The organism is Rhodococcus olei (genome assembly GCF_039540555.1).
GTDB classification, from domain to species: domain Bacteria; phylum Actinomycetota; class Actinomycetes; order Mycobacteriales; family Mycobacteriaceae; genus Rhodococcus_G; species Rhodococcus_G olei.
Window position 1 is genome coordinate 1 of the sequence record NZ_BAABFB010000075.1, and the last position, 17,000, is coordinate 17,000.

Below are 17,000 nucleotides of genomic sequence, written 5' to 3' on the forward strand. Positions count from 1 at the left end.
CGACCCCGGCACCGGCCGCCACCGCAAAACCGGCCGCCACCGCGAACGCGCTGACACCACCGACCATCCTGCGGATACTGCGTTCAGACATGCGTCTCCTCCACGGCGAACCGTGTCACCGCTGGCGGCGTGGCCCGTCGTAATCCAGTTCTCGGTGCGCCAGTTACCTCGGCATGCGGCCTCGGTGGCACAAAGTCGACGAGGAGTAGATCACACCTATTGACCGCTCAGCGGCGTTTTCGAGGATTCACATGGACGAATGTCCGACTTGGCCGGACGCGGACAGTGCCGGTGTTTTCGGCAACGAGTTATCTGACGGCAACACGACCGGTGCCCGGATACGCGGAAGGCGCCTCCCGCCGATGCGGGAGGCGCCTTCCGGTACCTCTGGTGGAGCTGAGGGGAATCGAACCCCTGACCTCTTCGATGCGAACGAAGCGCGCTACCAACTGCGCCACAGCCCCTCACCCAGCCCTCCGAAGGAGTGCTCGGCAACTCTAACAGGCCTCTCCGGCAACCATGAAATCAGCTGGTCGGAGCAGGTTTTTCCGGGACCGGACCGGCCTACTCCCCGACCACCCTGCGCATGTCCGATCGGCCGTCCTCCTCACCGATCCCGGCGTCGTAGTGATCGAGGTGGTCGAAGACCGGGTCACCGTCGTCGATCTCGAGCACGACCGCACCGGGCCGGCGCAGCCGAGACGGGATCAGCTTCAGCTCCTCGTCCTCGCGGGACTCCACACCGAGCCGGGACCGGGTCAGCCGGGCCATCCGGCGACGCCGGATCTCCTGCTCGAACTGCACCTGACGCCGCAGGTACACGAGATACCCGACGAGGCCGAGCACCGCGGCCACGCTGACCCACCACAGGGTCGGCGAGACGATCAGCGCCAGCGCCGCGGTCATGATCGCCGCGAGCACCAGCCCCAGCACGGCACGCTGACGGAAGGAGTAACGCGCCGCGCGGGCGATCGCGTCGGCCTCGGGGTCGAACCCGCCGCGACCGCGACGGTGCGGGGCGGGGTCCTCGTCGTCGTACTGCGGGACGGCCCGGCGATAACGGGTGTCGTGGTCCGCTTCGTCGTAGCCGAAGTCGTCGTCGAGCTCGTCCTGGTCGGGCTCGCCGTAGGACGCGTCTGTTCGGGCATGCGCTTCCATCCAGTCCTCCGCGTGCATCGGGCGATTGGGGTCTGGGCGCCAATTCGGGTCACTGCGATGTCCGCTGGCCGGACCGCGGCGGGTCTGGCGGGCGTGCTGGTCGCGATCGAGGACACGGGTGGCCAGCGCCACGTCCGTGGTCTGCCGGATGCGGGGACGTCGCTTGGCCTGCATCGGGAGCAGCACGAACAGCCACATCGCCACCAACGCAATCCACAGCAGCGAGTTCGGCATGTTGGGCGACCTCCCTCCCACTCATCTGCCAGCACAGCCGTCACCTGCGATTTCGGCCCGAACGGCCCACCCAGGCTAAATCCCTCGACCCGCTGTTCCCCGCAGACGCGCCGAACTCATCTTTCCCACATGCCACATTAGTCACTACTGCCGCATGCCTGCACGTCGGGGTTGCGGAAATGTAACCAGGCTCGCTCAGCCCCAGGCCGCCCGGCCGGCGCGCACGAGCCGGTCCGCGACGGTGGACTCGAGTTCCTCGACGGTCATGCCGACCAGCACGTGATCCCGCCACTCGCCGTCCACGTCCAGGTAGCGTTCGAGCAGCCCCTCCTCGCGGAATCCGACGTGCCGGAGCACCGCCCGGCTCGCGAGGTTGTCGGGCCGCACGGTCGCCTCGATGCGGTGCAGGCCGACCGGACCGAATCCGTGGTCGAGCCCGAGCGCCAGAGCGGCGGTCGCGACTCCCCCACCGCCGTCCTCCTTCGACACCCAGTAGCCGATCCACGCCGACCGCAGCGCCCCCCGGACGACATTGCCGATCGTCAGCTGACCACAGAATCTGCCGTCGAGTTCGATGACCATCGGCAGCATCCGGCCCCGGCGGGCCTCGGCGCGCAACGACGAGCACAGCCCGGGCCAGTTCCCGATGTGGTGCCGGGCGTCCCACGGTCCCTCCCCGGTCGGCTCCCACGGACGCAGGTGGTCCTCGTCGCGGATGCGCAGCCGGCTCCAGGCCGCCGCGTCGCGCAGCCGGATCGGCCGCAGCGTCACCCGTCCCGCGGGCACCGTCAGCGGGCCCAGCCGAGCGGGCCACCCGGGATGGACGGTGTGCCGGCGCAACGCCGAGGTCACCGCGTCAGCCCCGCTGTGCGAGGAACGCGACGTCGACCCGGTCACCGGTGCGGATGTCGGTCACGTCGGGGTCGACGAGGACGAGGCAGTTCGCCTCGGCCAGAGTGGCCAGCAGATGGGACGACGCGCCCGGGGCGCCGCCGAGCGCCTGCACCAGGTACTCGCCGGTGGTCTCGTCGCGCATCAACTGCCCGCGCAGGAATCCCTTCCGGTCCTCGATCGAGGTGATCGGCGCGACGGTCCGCGCGGACACGATCCGCCGCATCGGCTGCCGCCGTCCCAGCGCGATCCGGATCAGCGGACGAACCATCACCTCGAACACCACGAGGGCACTGACCGGATTCGACGGGAGCAGGAACGTCGGGACCTCGTCGCGGCCGAGCTGGCCGAACCCCTGCACCGAACCCGGGTGCATCGCGACCCGTTCGACCTCGAGGTCACCCAGCTCGCGCAGCGCCTCGCGGACCTGGTCGGAGGCCCCGCCGCCGACGGCGCCGGCGATGACGACGATTTCGGAGCGGATCAGCTGGCCCTCGACGACCTCACGGAGACGCCGGAGATCGGTGCCCGCGATACCGACCCGGTTGACGTCCGCGCCGGCGTCGCGGGCGGCCGCGGCCAGCGCGTACGAGTTGACGTCGTAGACCTGTCCCGGACCCGGGGTGCGGTCGATGTCGACGAGCTCGCCGCCGACGGTGATCACCGACAGCCGGGGCCGGGGATGCACGAGCACCTTGTCGCGACCCACCGCGGCGAGCAGACCAACCTGGGCGGCGCCGATGATCGTGCCCGCCCGCACCGCGACGTCACCGGGCTGCACGTCGTCGCCGACACGGCGGACGTAGTCACCGGTGCGCACCGGCCGCAGCACCCGCACCCGGTTTCGACCCCCGTCGGTGCGGTCCAGCGGGAGCACCGCGTCCGCGAGCGTCGGCAACGGTGCGCCGGTGTCCACCCGCACCGCCTGCCGCGGCTGCAGCCGGGTGGGCTGACGCGACCCGGCGCTCACCTCACCGACGACCGGCAGGACCACGTCGATCGGCTCACCGTCCTCGCCGAGCTCACCGGAGCCCGCCGCGGAGACGTCGACACTGCGGACGGCGTAGCCGTCGATGGCGGCCTGGTCGAAGCCCGGGAGGGGACGTTCGGTGACGACTTCCTCCGCGCACAGCAGACCCTGCGCCTCGGAAATCGCGACCCGCACCGGCCGGGGCGCGACGGCGGCGGCGGTCACCCTGGCCTGCTGCTCCTCAACCGAGCGCATGTAGTCGCTGCCTCCCGACCCCACTACCGGCCCGTCTGCAGTCTCTCGACGAGCCATTCCCGCAGCGACGGACCGTACTCTTCGCTGTCGAGCGCAAAGTCAACCGCAGCGCGCAGGTAGCCGCCGGGATTTCCGAGGTCGTGTCGGCCGCCGCGGTGCACGACCACGTGGACCGGGTGCCCCTCCGCGATCAGCAGCGCGATGGCGTCGGTCAGCTGCAGCTCGCCGCCCTGGCCGGGGGTGATCCGGCGGAGCGCGTCGAAGATCGCGCGGTCCAGCAGGTAGCGGCCGGCCGCGGCGAACGTGGAGGGGGCATCCTCCGGCTTCGGCTTCTCGACCATCCCCGTCACCCGGAGCACGTCCGGGTTCGTCGTGTCGGGCACCTCCTCGACCTCGAAGACACCGTAGGCACTGACCTGGTCCTTCGGGACGTCGATCGCACACAGCACGGTGCCGCCGCGCTTCTCCCGGACCCGCGCCATCGTGTCGAGCACGCCGCGCGGCATCACCAGGTCGTCGGGAAGGAGCACCGCGATGGCGTCCTCGTCCTCGTCGAGGACGGCCTCCGCGCACCCGACCGCGTGGCCGAGACCGAGAGGCTCGTGCTGGACGACGGATTCGACCCGGAGCAGACCCTGTGCCTTGCGGACCTTCTCGAGCAGGTGCGACTTGCCGCTGGCCTCGAGCTTGCTCTCGAGCACGAGATCCTCGACGAAGTGCGCGACGACGCCGTCCTTGCCCTCGGAGGTGACGATGACGAGCCGGTTGGCGCCCGAGTCGGCGGCCTCTCCGGCGACGAGTTCGATGCCGGGGGTGTCGACGACCGGCAGCAGCTCCTTGGGCACCGTCTTGGTCGCGGGCAGGAACCGGGTTCCGAGTCCCGCCGCGGGGACCACCGCAGTGCGGAAGGCCCGGGAATTGTTGGTGCCGGAGTCTGTCATGGCCACACCTTATCCGTCTGGGCTGTGCGCCCGGGATCCTAGGGTTACCGCCATGTGCACACGAACATCGGCAGCTCGATGACACCGACGAAGGCGCAGTGGCGCGAGGCCGTCCTGAGCCGGCGGCGCGGACTCGACGCCGCCACCAGGGCCGCGGAGTCCGCCGCGATCGCGGGGTTCGTCGCGGAGCTGGGTCGGCAGTTGGGTCCGGACGCGACCGTGTGCGCCTATGTGCCGGTGGGACGCGAGCCGGGCTCGACGGAAATGCTCGACGCCCTCCTCGGCGCGGTCGAGCGGGTCCTGTTGCCGGTCGCCCGGGAGCCCGGGCCGCTGTCATGGGCGCCGTACCGGGGTGTCGAGCATCTGGTCCCGGCGCCGTTCGGACTCCGGGAACCGGCCGCGCCGTACCTGCCCCCGGACGCCGCGCGGGACGCCGCGGTGATGCTGGTGCCAGCCCTCGCGGTGGATCGGCGTGGGGTCCGGCTGGGGCGGGGAGCCGGATTCTACGACCGGACGCTGGCACTCGCGGCCGGGGCCCGCCTGGTCGCGGTCGTGCGCGACGACGAGGTCGTCGACGAGTTGCCGGAGGACCCGCACGACGTCCGGATGCACGAGGCACTGACGCCGGGGGGCGGACTGCGGACGCTCGACACCGGTGGACACCGGAACGTCCCGGAATAGGCAGCTGGGTAGCCGCGTTGGCACTCCTGACTGTAAAGTGCCAGTGCCTGCCGTATCACTACCCAGGCCCCAGTACCCGCGCGGAGGAACCTGCAGTGCCCACCTACTCCTACGCCTGCACCGAATGCGACAACCGCTTCGACATCGTGCAGTCGTTCACCGACAACTCCCTGACCGAGTGCAACGAGTGCAACGGAAAGCTCCGCAAGCTGTTCAACTCTGTGGGCATCGTGTTCAAGGGCAGCGGCTTCTACCGCACCGACAGCCGCGGTGGCGGCAGCAGCACGGTCAGCGAACCGGCGAAGTCGACCTCCGGTGCGACCAAGTCGGACGCCGGTTCGTCGGCGAGCACGCCGGCTCCCGCGGCCGCCGCCGGCTAGCGTCACGCCGGTCCTCCGAACCGCGAGACGAACCGGGGCGTGGCACGATCGACGGGTGACGAGTAGGCCCGCCGCCGCGCCGAATCTGCAGGACCTCGCGCGGTTGCGCCGGGTTCGCGATCGGATCGACCGCGAGTACGCGCAGCCGCTGGACGTCGAGGCGCTCGCCCGCGGCGTGCACATGTCCGCCGGACACCTCAGTCGCCAGTTCCGGATCGCGTACGGCGAGTCGCCGTACGCGTATCTGATGACGAGGCGCATCGAGCGCGCGATGGCGCTGCTGCGTCGCGGCGACCTCAGCGTCACCGAGGTCTGTTTCGCGGTCGGTTGCTCGTCTCTGGGCACGTTCAGCACCCGCTTCACCGAGCTGGTCGGCGTCCCGCCCAGCACCTACCGCCGCGACGCGGCGCGCGCCCCGGACGGGATGCCGTCCTGCGTGACCAAGCAGGTGACCAGGCCGATCAGGAATCGAGAAGCGCCCGCCCCGAGCAGCACCTAGCGTGGCTGGCATGAACATCACCATCAACACGACCGTCCTCCCGCACGACGATCCGGACGCCTCCCTGGCCTTCTACCGCGACACCCTCGGCTTCGAGGTCCGCAGCGACGTCGGCACCGGCACGATGCGCTGGATCACGGTCGGTCCCGTCGACCAACCCGGCACGTCGATCCTCCTGGCCCCGCCGGGCGCCGATCCCGGAATCACCGACGACGAGCGGCGCACGATCACCGAGATGATGGCCAAGGGCACCTTCGGGTGGATCCTGCTGGCCACCCCCGACCTCGACGCCACCTTCGAGAAGCTGCAGGCCGGTGATGCCGAGGTCGTCCAGGAACCGACCGAGCAACCGTACGGTGTCCGCGACTGCGCCTTCCGCGATCCCGCCGGCAACCAGATCCGCATCCAGGAACTTCGCTGACCGTGACGGGGGGAGACACGATGAGCACGGCCACGACCGGGCGGGCACAGCGACAGGACGGCGCACAGTCGGGAGAACCGCACGCTGCCGACCGCCACGACCGGATCCGCGTGCACGGCGCGCGGGTGAACAACCTCAAGGACGTCAGCGTCGAGATCCCGAAACGCAGGTTGACCGTGTTCACCGGTGTCTCCGGCTCGGGCAAGAGCTCGCTGGTGTTCGGCACGATCGCGGCGGAGTCGCAGCGGCTGATCAACGAGACCTACAGCGCCTTCGTGCAGGGTTTCATGCCCACCCTCGCGCGGCCGGAGGTCGACCTGCTCGAGGGGATCACGACGGCGATCATCGTGGACCAGGAGCGGATGGGCGCGAACCCCCGCTCGACGGTCGGCACCGCCACCGACGCCAACGCGATGCTGCGCATCCTCTTCAGCCGGCTCGGGCGGCCGCACATCGGCTCGCCCAACGCGTACTCGTTCAACATGCCCTCGGTGAAGGCCACCGGTGCGATCACGGTCGAGCGCGGCACCAGGACCAAGACCGAGAAGGCGACCTTCTCGCGCCTCGGCGGCATGTGCCCCCGTTGCGAGGGCATGGGTTCGGTCACCGACTTCGACCTGACCGCCCTGTACGACGCCAGCCTCTCGCTCAACGAGGGCGCGCTGACGATTCCCGGCTACAGCATGGACGGCTGGTACGGCCGGATCTTCCGCGGCTGCGGCTTCTTCGACCCCGACAAGCCGATCGCGAAGTTCACCAAGAGACAGCTGCACGACCTGCTCTACAAGGAGCCGACCAAGATCAAGGTCGAGGGCATCAACCTGACCTACGAGGGGCTGATCCCGAGGATCCAGAAGTCGATGCTGTCCAAGGACATCGACGCGCTGCAGCCGCACCTGCGCGCGTTCGTGGAGCGGGCGGTGACCTTCACGACCTGCCCCGACTGCGGCGGCACCCGGCTGACCGCGGAGGCCCTGTCGTCGAAGATCCACGGGAAGAACATCGCCGACGTCTGCTCGATGCAGATCAGCGACCTGGCCGAGTGGGTCCGGGGCCTCGACGAACCGTCCGTGGCGCCGCTCCTCAGCGGGTTGCAGCACCTCCTCGACTCGTTCGCGGAGATCGGGTTGGGGTACCTCTCGCTCGACCGGCCGTCGGGCACCCTGTCGGGCGGAGAGGCGCAGCGCGCCAAGATGATCCGCCACCTCGGTTCGTCGCTGACCGACGTCACCTACGTCTTCGACGAGCCCACCATCGGCCTGCACCCGCACGACATCGAGCGGATGAACGACCTGCTGCTGCAACTTCGGAACAAGGGCAACACCGTGCTCGTGGTCGAGCACAAGCCGGAGGCCATCGCGATCGCCGACCACGTCGTCGATCTCGGTCCCGGCGCCGGCACGGGAGGCGGCACCGTCTGCTTCGAGGGGACCGTGGACGAGCTGCGGGCGAGTGACACCACCACCGGCCGCCACCTCGACGACCGGGCGACCCTCAAGGAGACGGTGCGCACGTCCACCGGGGCGCTGGAGATCCGCGGCGCGACCGCCCACAACCTGCGAGGCGTCGACGTCGACATCCCGCTCGGGGTGCTCTGCGTGGTCACGGGCGTCGCCGGCTCCGGCAAGAGTTCGCTGATCGACGGCTCGGTGTCCGGACGGGACGGTGTGGTGTCGATCGACCAGAGCGCGATCCGGGGCTCGCGTCGCAGCAACCCGGCGACCTACACCGGACTTCTCGACCCGATCCGCAAGGCGTTCGCGAAGGCCAACGGGGTGAAGCCGGCGCTCTTCAGCTCCAACTCCGAGGGTGCCTGTCCGACCTGCAACGGCGCCGGCGTCATCTACACCGACCTGGGCGTCATGGCCACCGTCGAATCCACCTGCGAGGAGTGCGAGGGGAAGCGATTCCAGGCGTCGGTGCTGGAGTACACGCTGGGCGGCCGGAACATCGCCGACGCGCTCGCGATGTCGGTGACCGAGGCCGAGGAGTTCTTCGGGGAGGGCGAGGCCCGGATCCCGGCGGCGCACAAGATCCTGCAGCGTCTCACCGACGTCGGCCTCGGCTACCTGAGTCTCGGTCAGCCGCTCACGACGCTGTCGGGCGGCGAGCGGCAGCGGATCAAGCTGGCCACCGCCATGGCCGAGAAGGGCGACGTCTACGTCCTCGACGAACCGACCACCGGCCTGCACCTCGCCGACGTCGAGCAGCTGCTCGGCCTGCTCGACCGGCTCGTCGACTCCGGGAAGACGGTCGTCGTGATCGAGCACCACCAGGCGGTGATGGCGCACGCCGACTGGATCGTCGACCTCGGTCCCGGTGCCGGTCACGACGGCGGCCGGATCGTCTTCGAGGGCACTCCCGCCGACCTCGTCGCGGCCCGTTCCACCCTCACCGGCGAGCACCTCGCGGCCTACGTCGGCGCCTGACCGGCGCGAGTTTCCACAGCCCACCGGATCCATCCACAGGACGGGTCCGGTGGGCGTCCGCGGCGTCCCCGGCCGACCTAGCGTGGCGGTCATGGACCGCACTCCCGGGCGCCGCGACGACGACCTGTCCCCCACCCCGTTCGACCGGATCGGCCACCTGATCAGGCCGGCGTGGGCTAGGACACCCGTCGTCCGCCGGGTTGCGGCCGGGGCGTTGACCCTGCTCGCCCTCGCTCTCGCCGTCCGCGGGGATCCGGGCGACGATCGGGAGCCGGTCGTCACCGTGACCCGGGACCTGGCGCCGGGGTCCGTGCTCGGCGCGGAGGACGTCCGGACGACCCACCTGGCGTCGTCGGCCGTCCCCGCGGGCTCTGTGCACACCGTCGACGACGCCCTCGGCCACACCCTCGCCGGGCCGGCCCGGTCCGGCGAGATCCTCACCGACGTGCGCCTGCTCGGCTCCCGGCTGGCCGGCGCGGCCGCCGGCCCCGACGCGCGCATCGTCCCGCTGCGCATCGACGACACCGAGGTGGCCGCGCTGCTGCGCGTCGGCGACCGGGTCGACATCCTCGCGGTCGACGGTGAACACTCCGCCGAGCCGCGGGTCCTCGCCTCCGCGGCCACCGTGGTCCTGGTGTCACCGGGCGAGGACGGCCGCACCCGGCGTGGCCCGGTGGTGTTGGCCGCACTCCCCGAGAACGCGGCGACCGCAGTCGCCGCGGCGTCACTGACCGGCGCGTTGACCGTGACGTTCCACTGAACTGTGCCCTTCGCCGCACCCGCGTGTTCTGTTGCCGATCCGAACGGGATGTCCCCTAGCATTTTCCACAGTCCGAGCCCCCGTCACAGATCCGATCGAAACGAGGACCAGACCATGCTCAAGGGTTTCAAGGATTTCCTGCTGAAAGGCAACGTGCTCGACCTCGCGGTCGCCGTCGTCGTCGGCGCCGCGTTCACCGCGATCGTCACCTCGTTCACGACCAACATCATCAACCCGCTGATCGCCGCGTTCGGTGGCGCGAACGAGATGGGCTTCGGATTCCAGATCACCGACAGCCCGGAGACTTTCGTCAACGTCGGCGCGGTCATCACCGCCGCGATCAACTTCGTCATCATCGCCGCGGTCGTGTACTTCATTCTGATCGTTCCGTACAACCACGCCAAGGAACGGTTCATGACCAAGGAGGAGAAGGAGGCAACCGACATCGAGTTGCTCACCGAGATCCGGGATCTGATTGCGGACCGCCGCCTCTCCCGCGACTGAGACCTCGGAACCAGTGTGGGCTCGTACCGGAATCCGGTACGAGCCCACACCTTTTCGACACCGGTTCGGGTGGATGACGTTGTCGGTTGACGGCTTTCGCCGCGAGCGTGTGACGCGGACGGGCCCTCAGCCGTGGTGCGGGGGCACCTGACGGCGCAGCCACTCGTCGCCCGCCGACTCGCGATCGGCACCCGAGGCCTCGGGCTCGGGGCGCTCGTCGCGTGTCGTGTCGGGCAGGACGTCGCCGAAGATCCGCGCCAGCCGGGCCCGGACGGCCGGGTCCCGGTTGGGGGGCACGCTGGGCGCGTCGTCGGTGATCGTCACTCCTCGATGCGGGACAGCTCGCCGATCACGGAGCTGGCGAGCGGAGTCAGGGTCGCCATCCCGTCGCGCACGGCGGAACGGGAGGAGGCCAGGTTCACGACCAGGGTACTTCCGGACACCCCGGCCAGCCCCCGGGAGAGGCCCGCGTCGAGCGAGCCCGCCGCCAGACCGGACGACCGCAACGCCTCGCTGATCCCCGGGATCTCGCGGTCCAGGACCGCCGCCGTGGCGTCCGGGGTGACGTCCCGCGGCGACACCCCGGTGCCGCCGACGGAGATCACCAGGTCGACGCCGCCGATGACGGCGGTGTTCAGCGCGTTGCGGATCTCGACCTCGTCCGCGGAGACCGCGACCACCGCGTCCACCAGGAACCCGGCCTCGGCGAGCAACTCGGTGACCAGCGGGCCCGTCGAGTCCACCCCTTCACCGTGAGCGGTTCGGTCGTCGACGATCACCACGAGTGCGCGGCCGGCCAGCGGGGTTTCGATGTCCATGGGTCCTACGGTAGTGGTAGCCGTCCCGAGGGACGCGGCCTGGCGGTGAATACGGGCAACGACCGAACGGCCTCGCCCGCGGGCGAGGCCGTTCGCGTCGAGCATCAACGGCCGCCCTGGGTCGGCGCCGCCGCGAGGGTGACCTCGACGGTCTTCGCGTTGCCGCCGTTGGGGTCGGTGTAGGTGATCTTGACCTTGTCGCCCGGTGCATGCGAGCGGATGGCCGCGATCAGCGCGTCGCCGCTGTCGACGACCCGGTCGTCGACCCGGGTGATGACCACGCCGCGGGGGATGCCCGCCTGGTCCGCCGGTCCGCCGCCGGTGACGTCCTGGACGGTGGCGCCGTGCGCGGTGTCCCGCGACGACACCGACACCCCGATGATCGCCTGGGACGCCTTGCCGGACTTGACCAGCTCGTCCGCGACCCGCCGGGCCTGGTCCACCGGGATCGCGAAGCCGAGTCCGATCGACCCGCCCTGCTGGCCGGCGGCGGCGTCGCCGCCGAGCGTCGCGATCGCGGTGTTGATGCCGATCAGCTTGCCGTCCATGTTGACCAGCGCGCCGCCCGAGTTGCCGGGGTTGATCGCGGCGTCGGTCTGGATCGCGTCGATCACGGTGTTCTGGTTGCCCGACTCGCCACTGGTCGACACCGGCCGGTTGAGGGCCGAGACGATACCGCTGGTGACCGTGCCCGCCAGGCCGAGCGGAGAACCGATCGCGACCACCGGCTGCCCGACCTGGACGTCCCCGGAGGTTCCCAGCTCGACCGGCGTCAGGTCGCTGCGACCGTCGACCTTGATCACCGCGATGTCGGACATCGGGTCCGCACCGACGAGCTTCGCGGTCGCCGTCGACCCGTCGGAGAACGCGACGGTGATCTTGCCGTCCGCACCGGCGCCGGTGGCGACGTGGTTGTTGGTCAGGATCAGGCCGTCGCTGGACAACACGATGCCGGATCCCTCACCCTCCGTCCGTGCACCCGCGACCTGGATCTGCACCACGCTCGGGAGCACCTTCTGCGCCACCGCCTGGACGCTGCCTGCCGGCGCGTTGGCCGTCTGGGTCGCGTTCGGGCGCGGCGCGTTCAGCGCGTTGGTGACCGGGCCGGAGGTGGAGTTCTCACCGGCGGACCAGGCACCGACGGCACCGCCGATGCCACCGCTGACCAGTGCCAGCGCGATCGCACCCGCGACGAGTGCGGTCCGACCGGACCGGGGCTTGGTCGCGAGGGCCGTCGGGAACTGGCCGGTGGCCGCCTGCTGCGGGTCGGAGGGCCGCTGCGCGTCCTGTGGCTGGAAGGAGCCGTACGGCGCCTGCCCGTAACCGGGCTGCTGGTAGTGCTGCGCCGCGGCCGGGTACTGCGCCGTCGGGTGTTCGGCGGTCGGGTACTGGGCCGTCGGGTACTGGGCGGTCGGGCCGTCCGGAGTGCCCTGACCGGCGGGGTTCTGCGGGTTCGGCACGGACTGCGGGTTCGGGCCCCACGGGGAGCCCTGCGGTCCGGTCCCACCCTGCTGTCCGGAGTTGCTGTGGCCGCTGTGATCCTCGGTCATGACGTGTGTGGTCCGTTCTCCCCTGCGCACCGGTGGGTGCGACCGATTCGATGTTGTCCCCAAGCCTGACCGGCCGGACTTAGAGGGTCCTGAGACCGTCCTGTCAGTTTGCCGAGACCTTGCTGCCGGCACGATCGTCGACGAGCGCGGACGCCTCCCCGGGCAGGACGATCGTGATCAGAGTGCCGCCGCGGTCGGACGCACCCGCCTCCACGGTGCCCCCGTGCTTGACGACGACCTGGCGCACGATCGCCAACCCGAGCCCGGAACCCGGCATCGACCGCGCCTCGGTCGACCGGTAGAACCGCTCGAACACCAATTGTCGATCCTCCTCGGGGATTCCGGGTCCGGCGTCGTCGACGGTCAGGGCGAGGTGACCCTCGTCGAGCCGGCGCATCCGCACGCGCACCTCGGCGCCGGGCGGGCTCCATTTGGCCGCGTTGTCGAGCACGTTGAGCACCGCGCGGGCCAGTCCCCCGCCGTCGCCGTGGACGTACCACGGCAGCACCTCGGCCTCGAAGTCCACCTCGTTCCGGCGGCGCCGCACCCGTTCGAGGGAACGTTCCACGGTGTCCGCCAGGTCGATTCGCTCGTGCACGGTTTCCGGTGCATCCTCACGGGCGAGGTCGACGAGGTCACCGACGAGCGTCGAGAGTTCCTCGATCTGGGCGATCACGTCGGCCCGCAACTCCGCCATGTCGTCGTCGGGAATCGCCGGCGCACCGGGACGGCCGGCGGCGATGAGCAGTTCCATGTTGGTGCGCAACGACGTCAACGGGGTCCGCAGCTCGTGGCCCGCATCCGCGACCAGCCGGCTCTGCCGGTCCCGGGACTCGGCCAGAGCCCGCAGCATCGTGTTGAACGACACGGTCAGCCTGGCGAGTTCGTCGTTGCCCGTGACCGGGATCGGGGTCAGCTCGTCGGTGCGGGCGATCCGTTCGGTCGCGGCCGTGAGCCGCGCGATCGGCCGTAGTCCGGTGCGGCCGACCGCCATTCCCGCCAGTGCCGCCAACCCGACACCACAGCCACCGACGACGAACAGCACCCAGGCGAGTCGTTCGAGCACCTCACCGGTCGGGGCGAGTCGCTGCGCGATCACCAGGGTCGATCCCAGGTTCGTCCGCTGCGCGAACACCCGCTGGCCCGCGAACGTGCGCAGCGTCGAATCGTGTTCGCCACGCGCCACGGACATCTCGGCCTCGCCGATCGGCGCGTTCGACCCGGGCGGCATGTACACCTTCTGGTCCGGGAAGATCAGCGCGACGCTGATGTCGTTCGAGTACACCGTCGCCAGCGAGATGGCCCGGATGTCGAGGGCATCGAAGTTGTTGTCGATCAACGTCGTCGAGCGACTGCGTAACTGCGCGTCGACGTCGTTGTACAGGGCCCGGGACACGACCGCGTACGCGGCGATCGCCATCACCGCCACCGCGATCGCGACCACGGAGGCGGCGAGCAGCGTCACGCGCCACCGCAGCGAGACCGACCGGGTCAACGGCATCGGCGGTCTCATCTCGGGAATCTCGTGCGGCTCGGCCGGATTCGTGGCCGAGCGTCCGAACGGAGCAACCATCACGGAGGCGTCTCCCGGAGCACGTACCCGACGCCACGAACCGTGTGTATCAGCCGTGCCTCACCGCCCGCCTCGGTCTTGCGGCGCAGGTAGCCGACGTACACCTCGAGCGCATTGCCGGAGGTCGGGAAGTCGTACCCCCACACCTCCTCGAGGATGCGGCTGCGCGAGAGCACTCGGCGCGGATTCGCCATCAGCATCTCCAGCAGCGCGAACTCGGTGCGAGTCAAGCTGATCGGGCGGCCGTCGCGACCGACCTCCCGGGTCACCGGGTCCAGCATGAGGTCCTCGAACGTCAACACCTCCGAATCGGCGCCCACGTCCGGCGACGCCCGGCGCAGCAGTGCACGCAGCCGGGCCAGCAGCTCCTCCAGGGCGAATGGCTTCGGCAGGTAGTCGTCGGCGCCGGCGTCGAGACCGGCGACCCGCTCGGACACCGAGTCACGGGCGGTCAGGACCAGGATCGGCAGGTCGTCACCCGCGCTGCGCAGCCGCCGGCACACCTCGAGACCGTCGAGTCGCGGCATCATCACGTCGAGGACCACGGCGTCGGGCCGCGACGCGGCGACCTTCTCGAGCGCATCCAGTCCGTCCACCGCGAGGTCGACTGTGTATCCGTTGAAGGTCAGGGAACGGCGGAGGGACTCCCGCACGGCTCGGTCGTCGTCGACCACCAGAATGCGCATGACCAATAGTTTCCACCCGATGACTGAGATCGTGCTGAGAGGCGGCTGAAGCGTGTCGGTGTGCCGGCTCAGCCGTCGTCCACCTGCCGCGGGGCGGGCAGGTTCCACTTCCGCCACAGCGCCAGCAGCCGGAGCACCGACGCAGACACGGTGCCGACGACCAGGCCCGTGTTCAGGTTCAGCCCGAGCGCCGACCAGGCGACGACCACGGTCGACCCGATCAGCGCCGGGATCGCGTAGAGGTCACGGTGCAGCAGCAGGGGCATCTCGTTGACCAGGATGTCGCGGAGCACACCGCCGCCGATGGCCGTGGTCGCACCGATCAGCATCGCGGCCTGGCTGCTCGCGCCGTGGTCCAGGGCGATCGTCGCGCCGCTGCTGGCGAACAACCCCATGCCGACGGCGTCGAGCACCAGGATCTCGCGGCGCAGCCGGCGCACCGCCGCGTGCGCGAAGAACACCACGATCGACGTCAGCAGCGCGGTGGTGAAGAACTTCCACGTGTTCAGCGACGTCGGCGGGGTGATGCCGAGCAGCACGTCACGCAGGACACCGCCCCCGATCGCGGTGAACACCCCGATCAGGCAGACCCCGAAGAAGTCGAGACGCTTGGAGACCGCGACCAGGGAACCGGACGCGGCGAAGGCGACGACGCCGACGAACTCGAGCACCTTCAGCAGCACGCCGCCCTCCCCTCGCCGACGTCGCGCGCGCCGCGGCCGCGCAGTCGCACGCTCACACGTCGGTGTCGTGGGTCGCGGCCCGGGCGGCCTGCAGCGGCCGACGACGGATCACCAGCCACACCACGGCCAGGACGGCGAACCAGATCGGCGTCACGAGCAGGGCCTGCAGGGTGTCGGTCTTCTGGGTGAACGCCCACACCAGGAACCCGAAGAACGCCAGCACCACGTAGCAGGCCGGGACGCCGCCGGGCATCGGGAACGCGGACTTCTCGTGCAGCTCCGGACGGCGGCGCCGGTAGACGATGTAGCTGATCAGGATGATCGACCAGACGAACATGAAGCACAGCGACGAGATCGTGGTGACGATCGTGAACGCGTCGATCAGCGAGTCGCCCACCACGACCATGACCACACCCGACAGCAGGAACACCCCGGACAGGTAGAGGGCGTTCGCGGGTACCCGGCGCCGGGTCAGCCGCGCGAACGCGGCGGGCGCGTCGCCGTCCTGCGCGAGTCCGTAGACCATCCGGGACGTCGAGTAGATGCCGGAGTTGGCCGACGACGCCGCCGACGTGAGCACGACGAAGTTGACCACCGACGCGGCGATGCCCAGGCCGGCCAGGGTGAACATCGCCACGAACGGGCTGCGGTCGGGGCTGATCTCCCGCCACGGGGTGACCGAGATGATCACGGCGAGCGCGACCACGTAGAACAGCATCACCCGGACCGGGATCGAGTTGATCGCCTTCGGCAGGTTCTTCACGGGGTCCTTGGTCTCGGCGGCGGCGGTGCCGACGAGCTCGATGCCGACGAACGCGAACGTCGCGATCTGGAATCCGGCGACGAAGCCCATGAACCCGGTCGGGAACATGCCGCCGTCGTTCCACAGGTTCGCCACCGACGCCTGCGCGCCGTTCGGCGCGGTGAAGTGGGTGAAGATCATCGCCAGCCCGATGACGATCAACGCGACGATCGCGACGATCTTGATCAGCGCGAACCAGAACTCGGTCTCACCGAACGCCTTCACGGTCGGTAGATTCAGTCCGACCAGCAGCGCGACCGCGGCGAGTGCGGGGATCCACAGGGGCAGCGAGCCCCACCAGTAGGACACGTAGCCCGAGATCGCGATGACGTCCGCGATACCGGTGACGATCCAGCAGAACCAGTACGTCCAGCCGGTGAAGAAGCCCGCCCACGGCCCGAGCAGGTCCCCCGCGAAGTCGGCGAACGAGCGGTACCCGGTGTTCGACAGCAGCAGCTCGCCCATCGCGCGCATCACGAAGAACAACATCGCGCCGATGATCGTGTAGACGAACAGGACCGACGGCCCGGCCAGGGAGATCGTCTTGCCGGAGCCCATGAACAGGCCGGTGCCGATCGCGCCGCCGATCGCCATCAACTGGATGTGCCGGTTGGACAGCTGCCGGGACAGGCCGGGCTGCTGCTCTGTCACACGGGTGATCTGGGTGTCTTCGGACACGGGTGCTCCTCGCCACGGCCATGCCGTGAATGAACACCACGGCCTGGCCGTGAACGGCACGCAGTGGACGTCGGTGGACGTCGGGCC

18 protein-coding genes and 1 tRNA gene are annotated in these 17,000 nt (G+C 70.0%); 7 read left to right on the forward strand and 12 right to left on the reverse strand.

Annotation, left to right across the window (positions count from 1 at the left end; genetic code table 11):
• Nucleotides 1-388: 388 nt before the first annotated feature.
• The 5 genes from ABD951_RS24645 to ABD951_RS24665 form a co-directional block, all read right to left on the reverse strand.
• Nucleotides 389-464 (reverse strand) — tRNA-Ala (locus ABD951_RS24645).
• 100 nt (nt 465-564) lie between these two features.
• Entirely contained in the window at nt 565-1,392 is an 828-nt protein-coding gene (gene sepX, locus ABD951_RS24650) for a divisome protein SepX/GlpR (RefSeq protein ID WP_345351760.1), read from the reverse strand.
• A 195-nt stretch (nt 1,393-1,587) separates the two neighbouring features.
• Nucleotides 1,588-2,244 carry a GNAT family N-acetyltransferase gene (locus tag ABD951_RS24655; RefSeq protein WP_345351763.1) on the reverse strand — a complete coding sequence of 219 codons (657 nt, stop codon included), beginning with the start codon at nt 2,242-2,244 and terminating at the stop codon, nt 1,588-1,590.
• Between the two features lie 4 nt (nt 2,245-2,248).
• Nucleotides 2,249-3,508 (reverse strand): molybdotransferase-like divisome protein Glp, encoded by a 1,260-nt coding sequence (glp, locus tag ABD951_RS24660; RefSeq protein WP_345351766.1) that lies wholly within the window; start codon nt 3,506-3,508, stop codon nt 2,249-2,251.
• 23 nt (nt 3,509-3,531) lie between these two features.
• Nucleotides 3,532-4,449: a UTP--glucose-1-phosphate uridylyltransferase gene (locus ABD951_RS24665; RefSeq protein WP_345351769.1), complete on the reverse strand. Its 918-nt coding sequence runs from the start codon at nt 4,447-4,449 to the stop codon at nt 3,532-3,534.
• A gap of 78 nt (nt 4,450-4,527) precedes the next feature.
• Between ABD951_RS24665 and ABD951_RS24670 the strand changes: the two genes are divergently transcribed.
• The 7 genes from ABD951_RS24670 to mscL all read left to right on the forward strand — a co-directional run bounded on the left by ABD951_RS24670 (nt 4,528) and on the right by mscL (nt 10,123).
• Entirely contained in the window at nt 4,528-5,130 is a 603-nt protein-coding gene (locus ABD951_RS24670) for a 5-formyltetrahydrofolate cyclo-ligase (RefSeq protein ID WP_345353215.1), read from the forward strand.
• A 95-nt stretch (nt 5,131-5,225) separates the two neighbouring features.
• The gene (locus ABD951_RS24675; RefSeq protein ID WP_345351772.1) at nt 5,226-5,510 is read left to right on the forward strand and encodes an FmdB family zinc ribbon protein; all 285 of its coding nucleotides are present in this window, start codon (nt 5,226-5,228) and stop codon (nt 5,508-5,510) included.
• A gap of 55 nt (nt 5,511-5,565) precedes the next feature.
• Nucleotides 5,566-6,009 (forward strand): helix-turn-helix transcriptional regulator, encoded by a 444-nt coding sequence (locus ABD951_RS24680; protein ID WP_345351775.1) that lies wholly within the window; start codon nt 5,566-5,568, stop codon nt 6,007-6,009.
• Between the two features lie 10 nt (nt 6,010-6,019).
• Nucleotides 6,020-6,430 carry a VOC family protein gene (locus tag ABD951_RS24685; RefSeq protein ID WP_345351778.1) on the forward strand — a complete coding sequence of 137 codons (411 nt, stop codon included), beginning with the start codon at nt 6,020-6,022 and terminating at the stop codon, nt 6,428-6,430.
• 20 nt (nt 6,431-6,450) lie between these two features.
• A complete protein-coding gene (locus ABD951_RS24690) occupies nt 6,451-8,859 on the forward strand; it encodes an ATP-binding cassette domain-containing protein (RefSeq protein WP_345351781.1) in 2,409 nt (802 codons plus the stop codon).
• A 91-nt stretch (nt 8,860-8,950) separates the two neighbouring features.
• Nucleotides 8,951-9,619: an SAF domain-containing protein gene (locus tag ABD951_RS24695; RefSeq protein WP_345351784.1), complete on the forward strand. Its 669-nt coding sequence runs from the start codon at nt 8,951-8,953 to the stop codon at nt 9,617-9,619.
• A 114-nt stretch (nt 9,620-9,733) separates the two neighbouring features.
• The gene (gene mscL, locus ABD951_RS24700) at nt 9,734-10,123 is read left to right on the forward strand and encodes a large conductance mechanosensitive channel protein MscL (protein ID WP_345351787.1); all 390 of its coding nucleotides are present in this window, start codon (nt 9,734-9,736) and stop codon (nt 10,121-10,123) included.
• 126 nt (nt 10,124-10,249) lie between these two features.
• On the opposite strand, the gene ABD951_RS24705 is transcribed toward mscL, so the two are convergent.
• From ABD951_RS24705 to cycA, 7 genes are all read right to left on the reverse strand, one after another.
• The gene (locus ABD951_RS24705; protein WP_345351790.1) at nt 10,250-10,447 is read right to left on the reverse strand and encodes a hypothetical protein; all 198 of its coding nucleotides are present in this window, start codon (nt 10,445-10,447) and stop codon (nt 10,250-10,252) included.
• Nucleotides 10,444-10,941: a MogA/MoaB family molybdenum cofactor biosynthesis protein gene (locus tag ABD951_RS24710; protein ID WP_345351792.1), complete on the reverse strand. Its 498-nt coding sequence runs from the start codon at nt 10,939-10,941 to the stop codon at nt 10,444-10,446. Before ABD951_RS24710 ends, ABD951_RS24705 begins: the two co-directional genes overlap by 4 nt.
• Before the next feature lie 104 nt (nt 10,942-11,045).
• Nucleotides 11,046-12,491, reverse strand: a complete 1,446-nt coding sequence (locus ABD951_RS24715) for a trypsin-like peptidase domain-containing protein (RefSeq protein ID WP_345351794.1) — start codon at nt 12,489-12,491, stop codon at nt 11,046-11,048.
• A 103-nt stretch (nt 12,492-12,594) separates the two neighbouring features.
• On the reverse strand, nt 12,595-14,064 hold the full coding sequence (locus ABD951_RS24720) for an ATP-binding protein (protein WP_345351797.1): 1,470 nt from the start codon (nt 14,062-14,064) through the stop codon (nt 12,595-12,597).
• Complete coding sequence (locus ABD951_RS24725; protein WP_345351800.1) at nt 14,064-14,750, reverse strand: response regulator transcription factor; 687 nt, start codon at nt 14,748-14,750, stop codon at nt 14,064-14,066. The genes ABD951_RS24720 and ABD951_RS24725 overlap by 1 nt, the downstream gene beginning before the upstream one ends.
• Before the next feature lie 68 nt (nt 14,751-14,818).
• Nucleotides 14,819-15,433 (reverse strand): trimeric intracellular cation channel family protein, encoded by a 615-nt coding sequence (locus ABD951_RS24730; RefSeq protein ID WP_345351803.1) that lies wholly within the window; start codon nt 15,431-15,433, stop codon nt 14,819-14,821.
• A 52-nt stretch (nt 15,434-15,485) separates the two neighbouring features.
• On the reverse strand, nt 15,486-16,913 hold the full coding sequence (cycA, locus tag ABD951_RS24735) for a D-serine/D-alanine/glycine transporter (protein WP_345351807.1): 1,428 nt from the start codon (nt 16,911-16,913) through the stop codon (nt 15,486-15,488).
• Nucleotides 16,914-17,000: the final 87 nt, after the last annotated feature.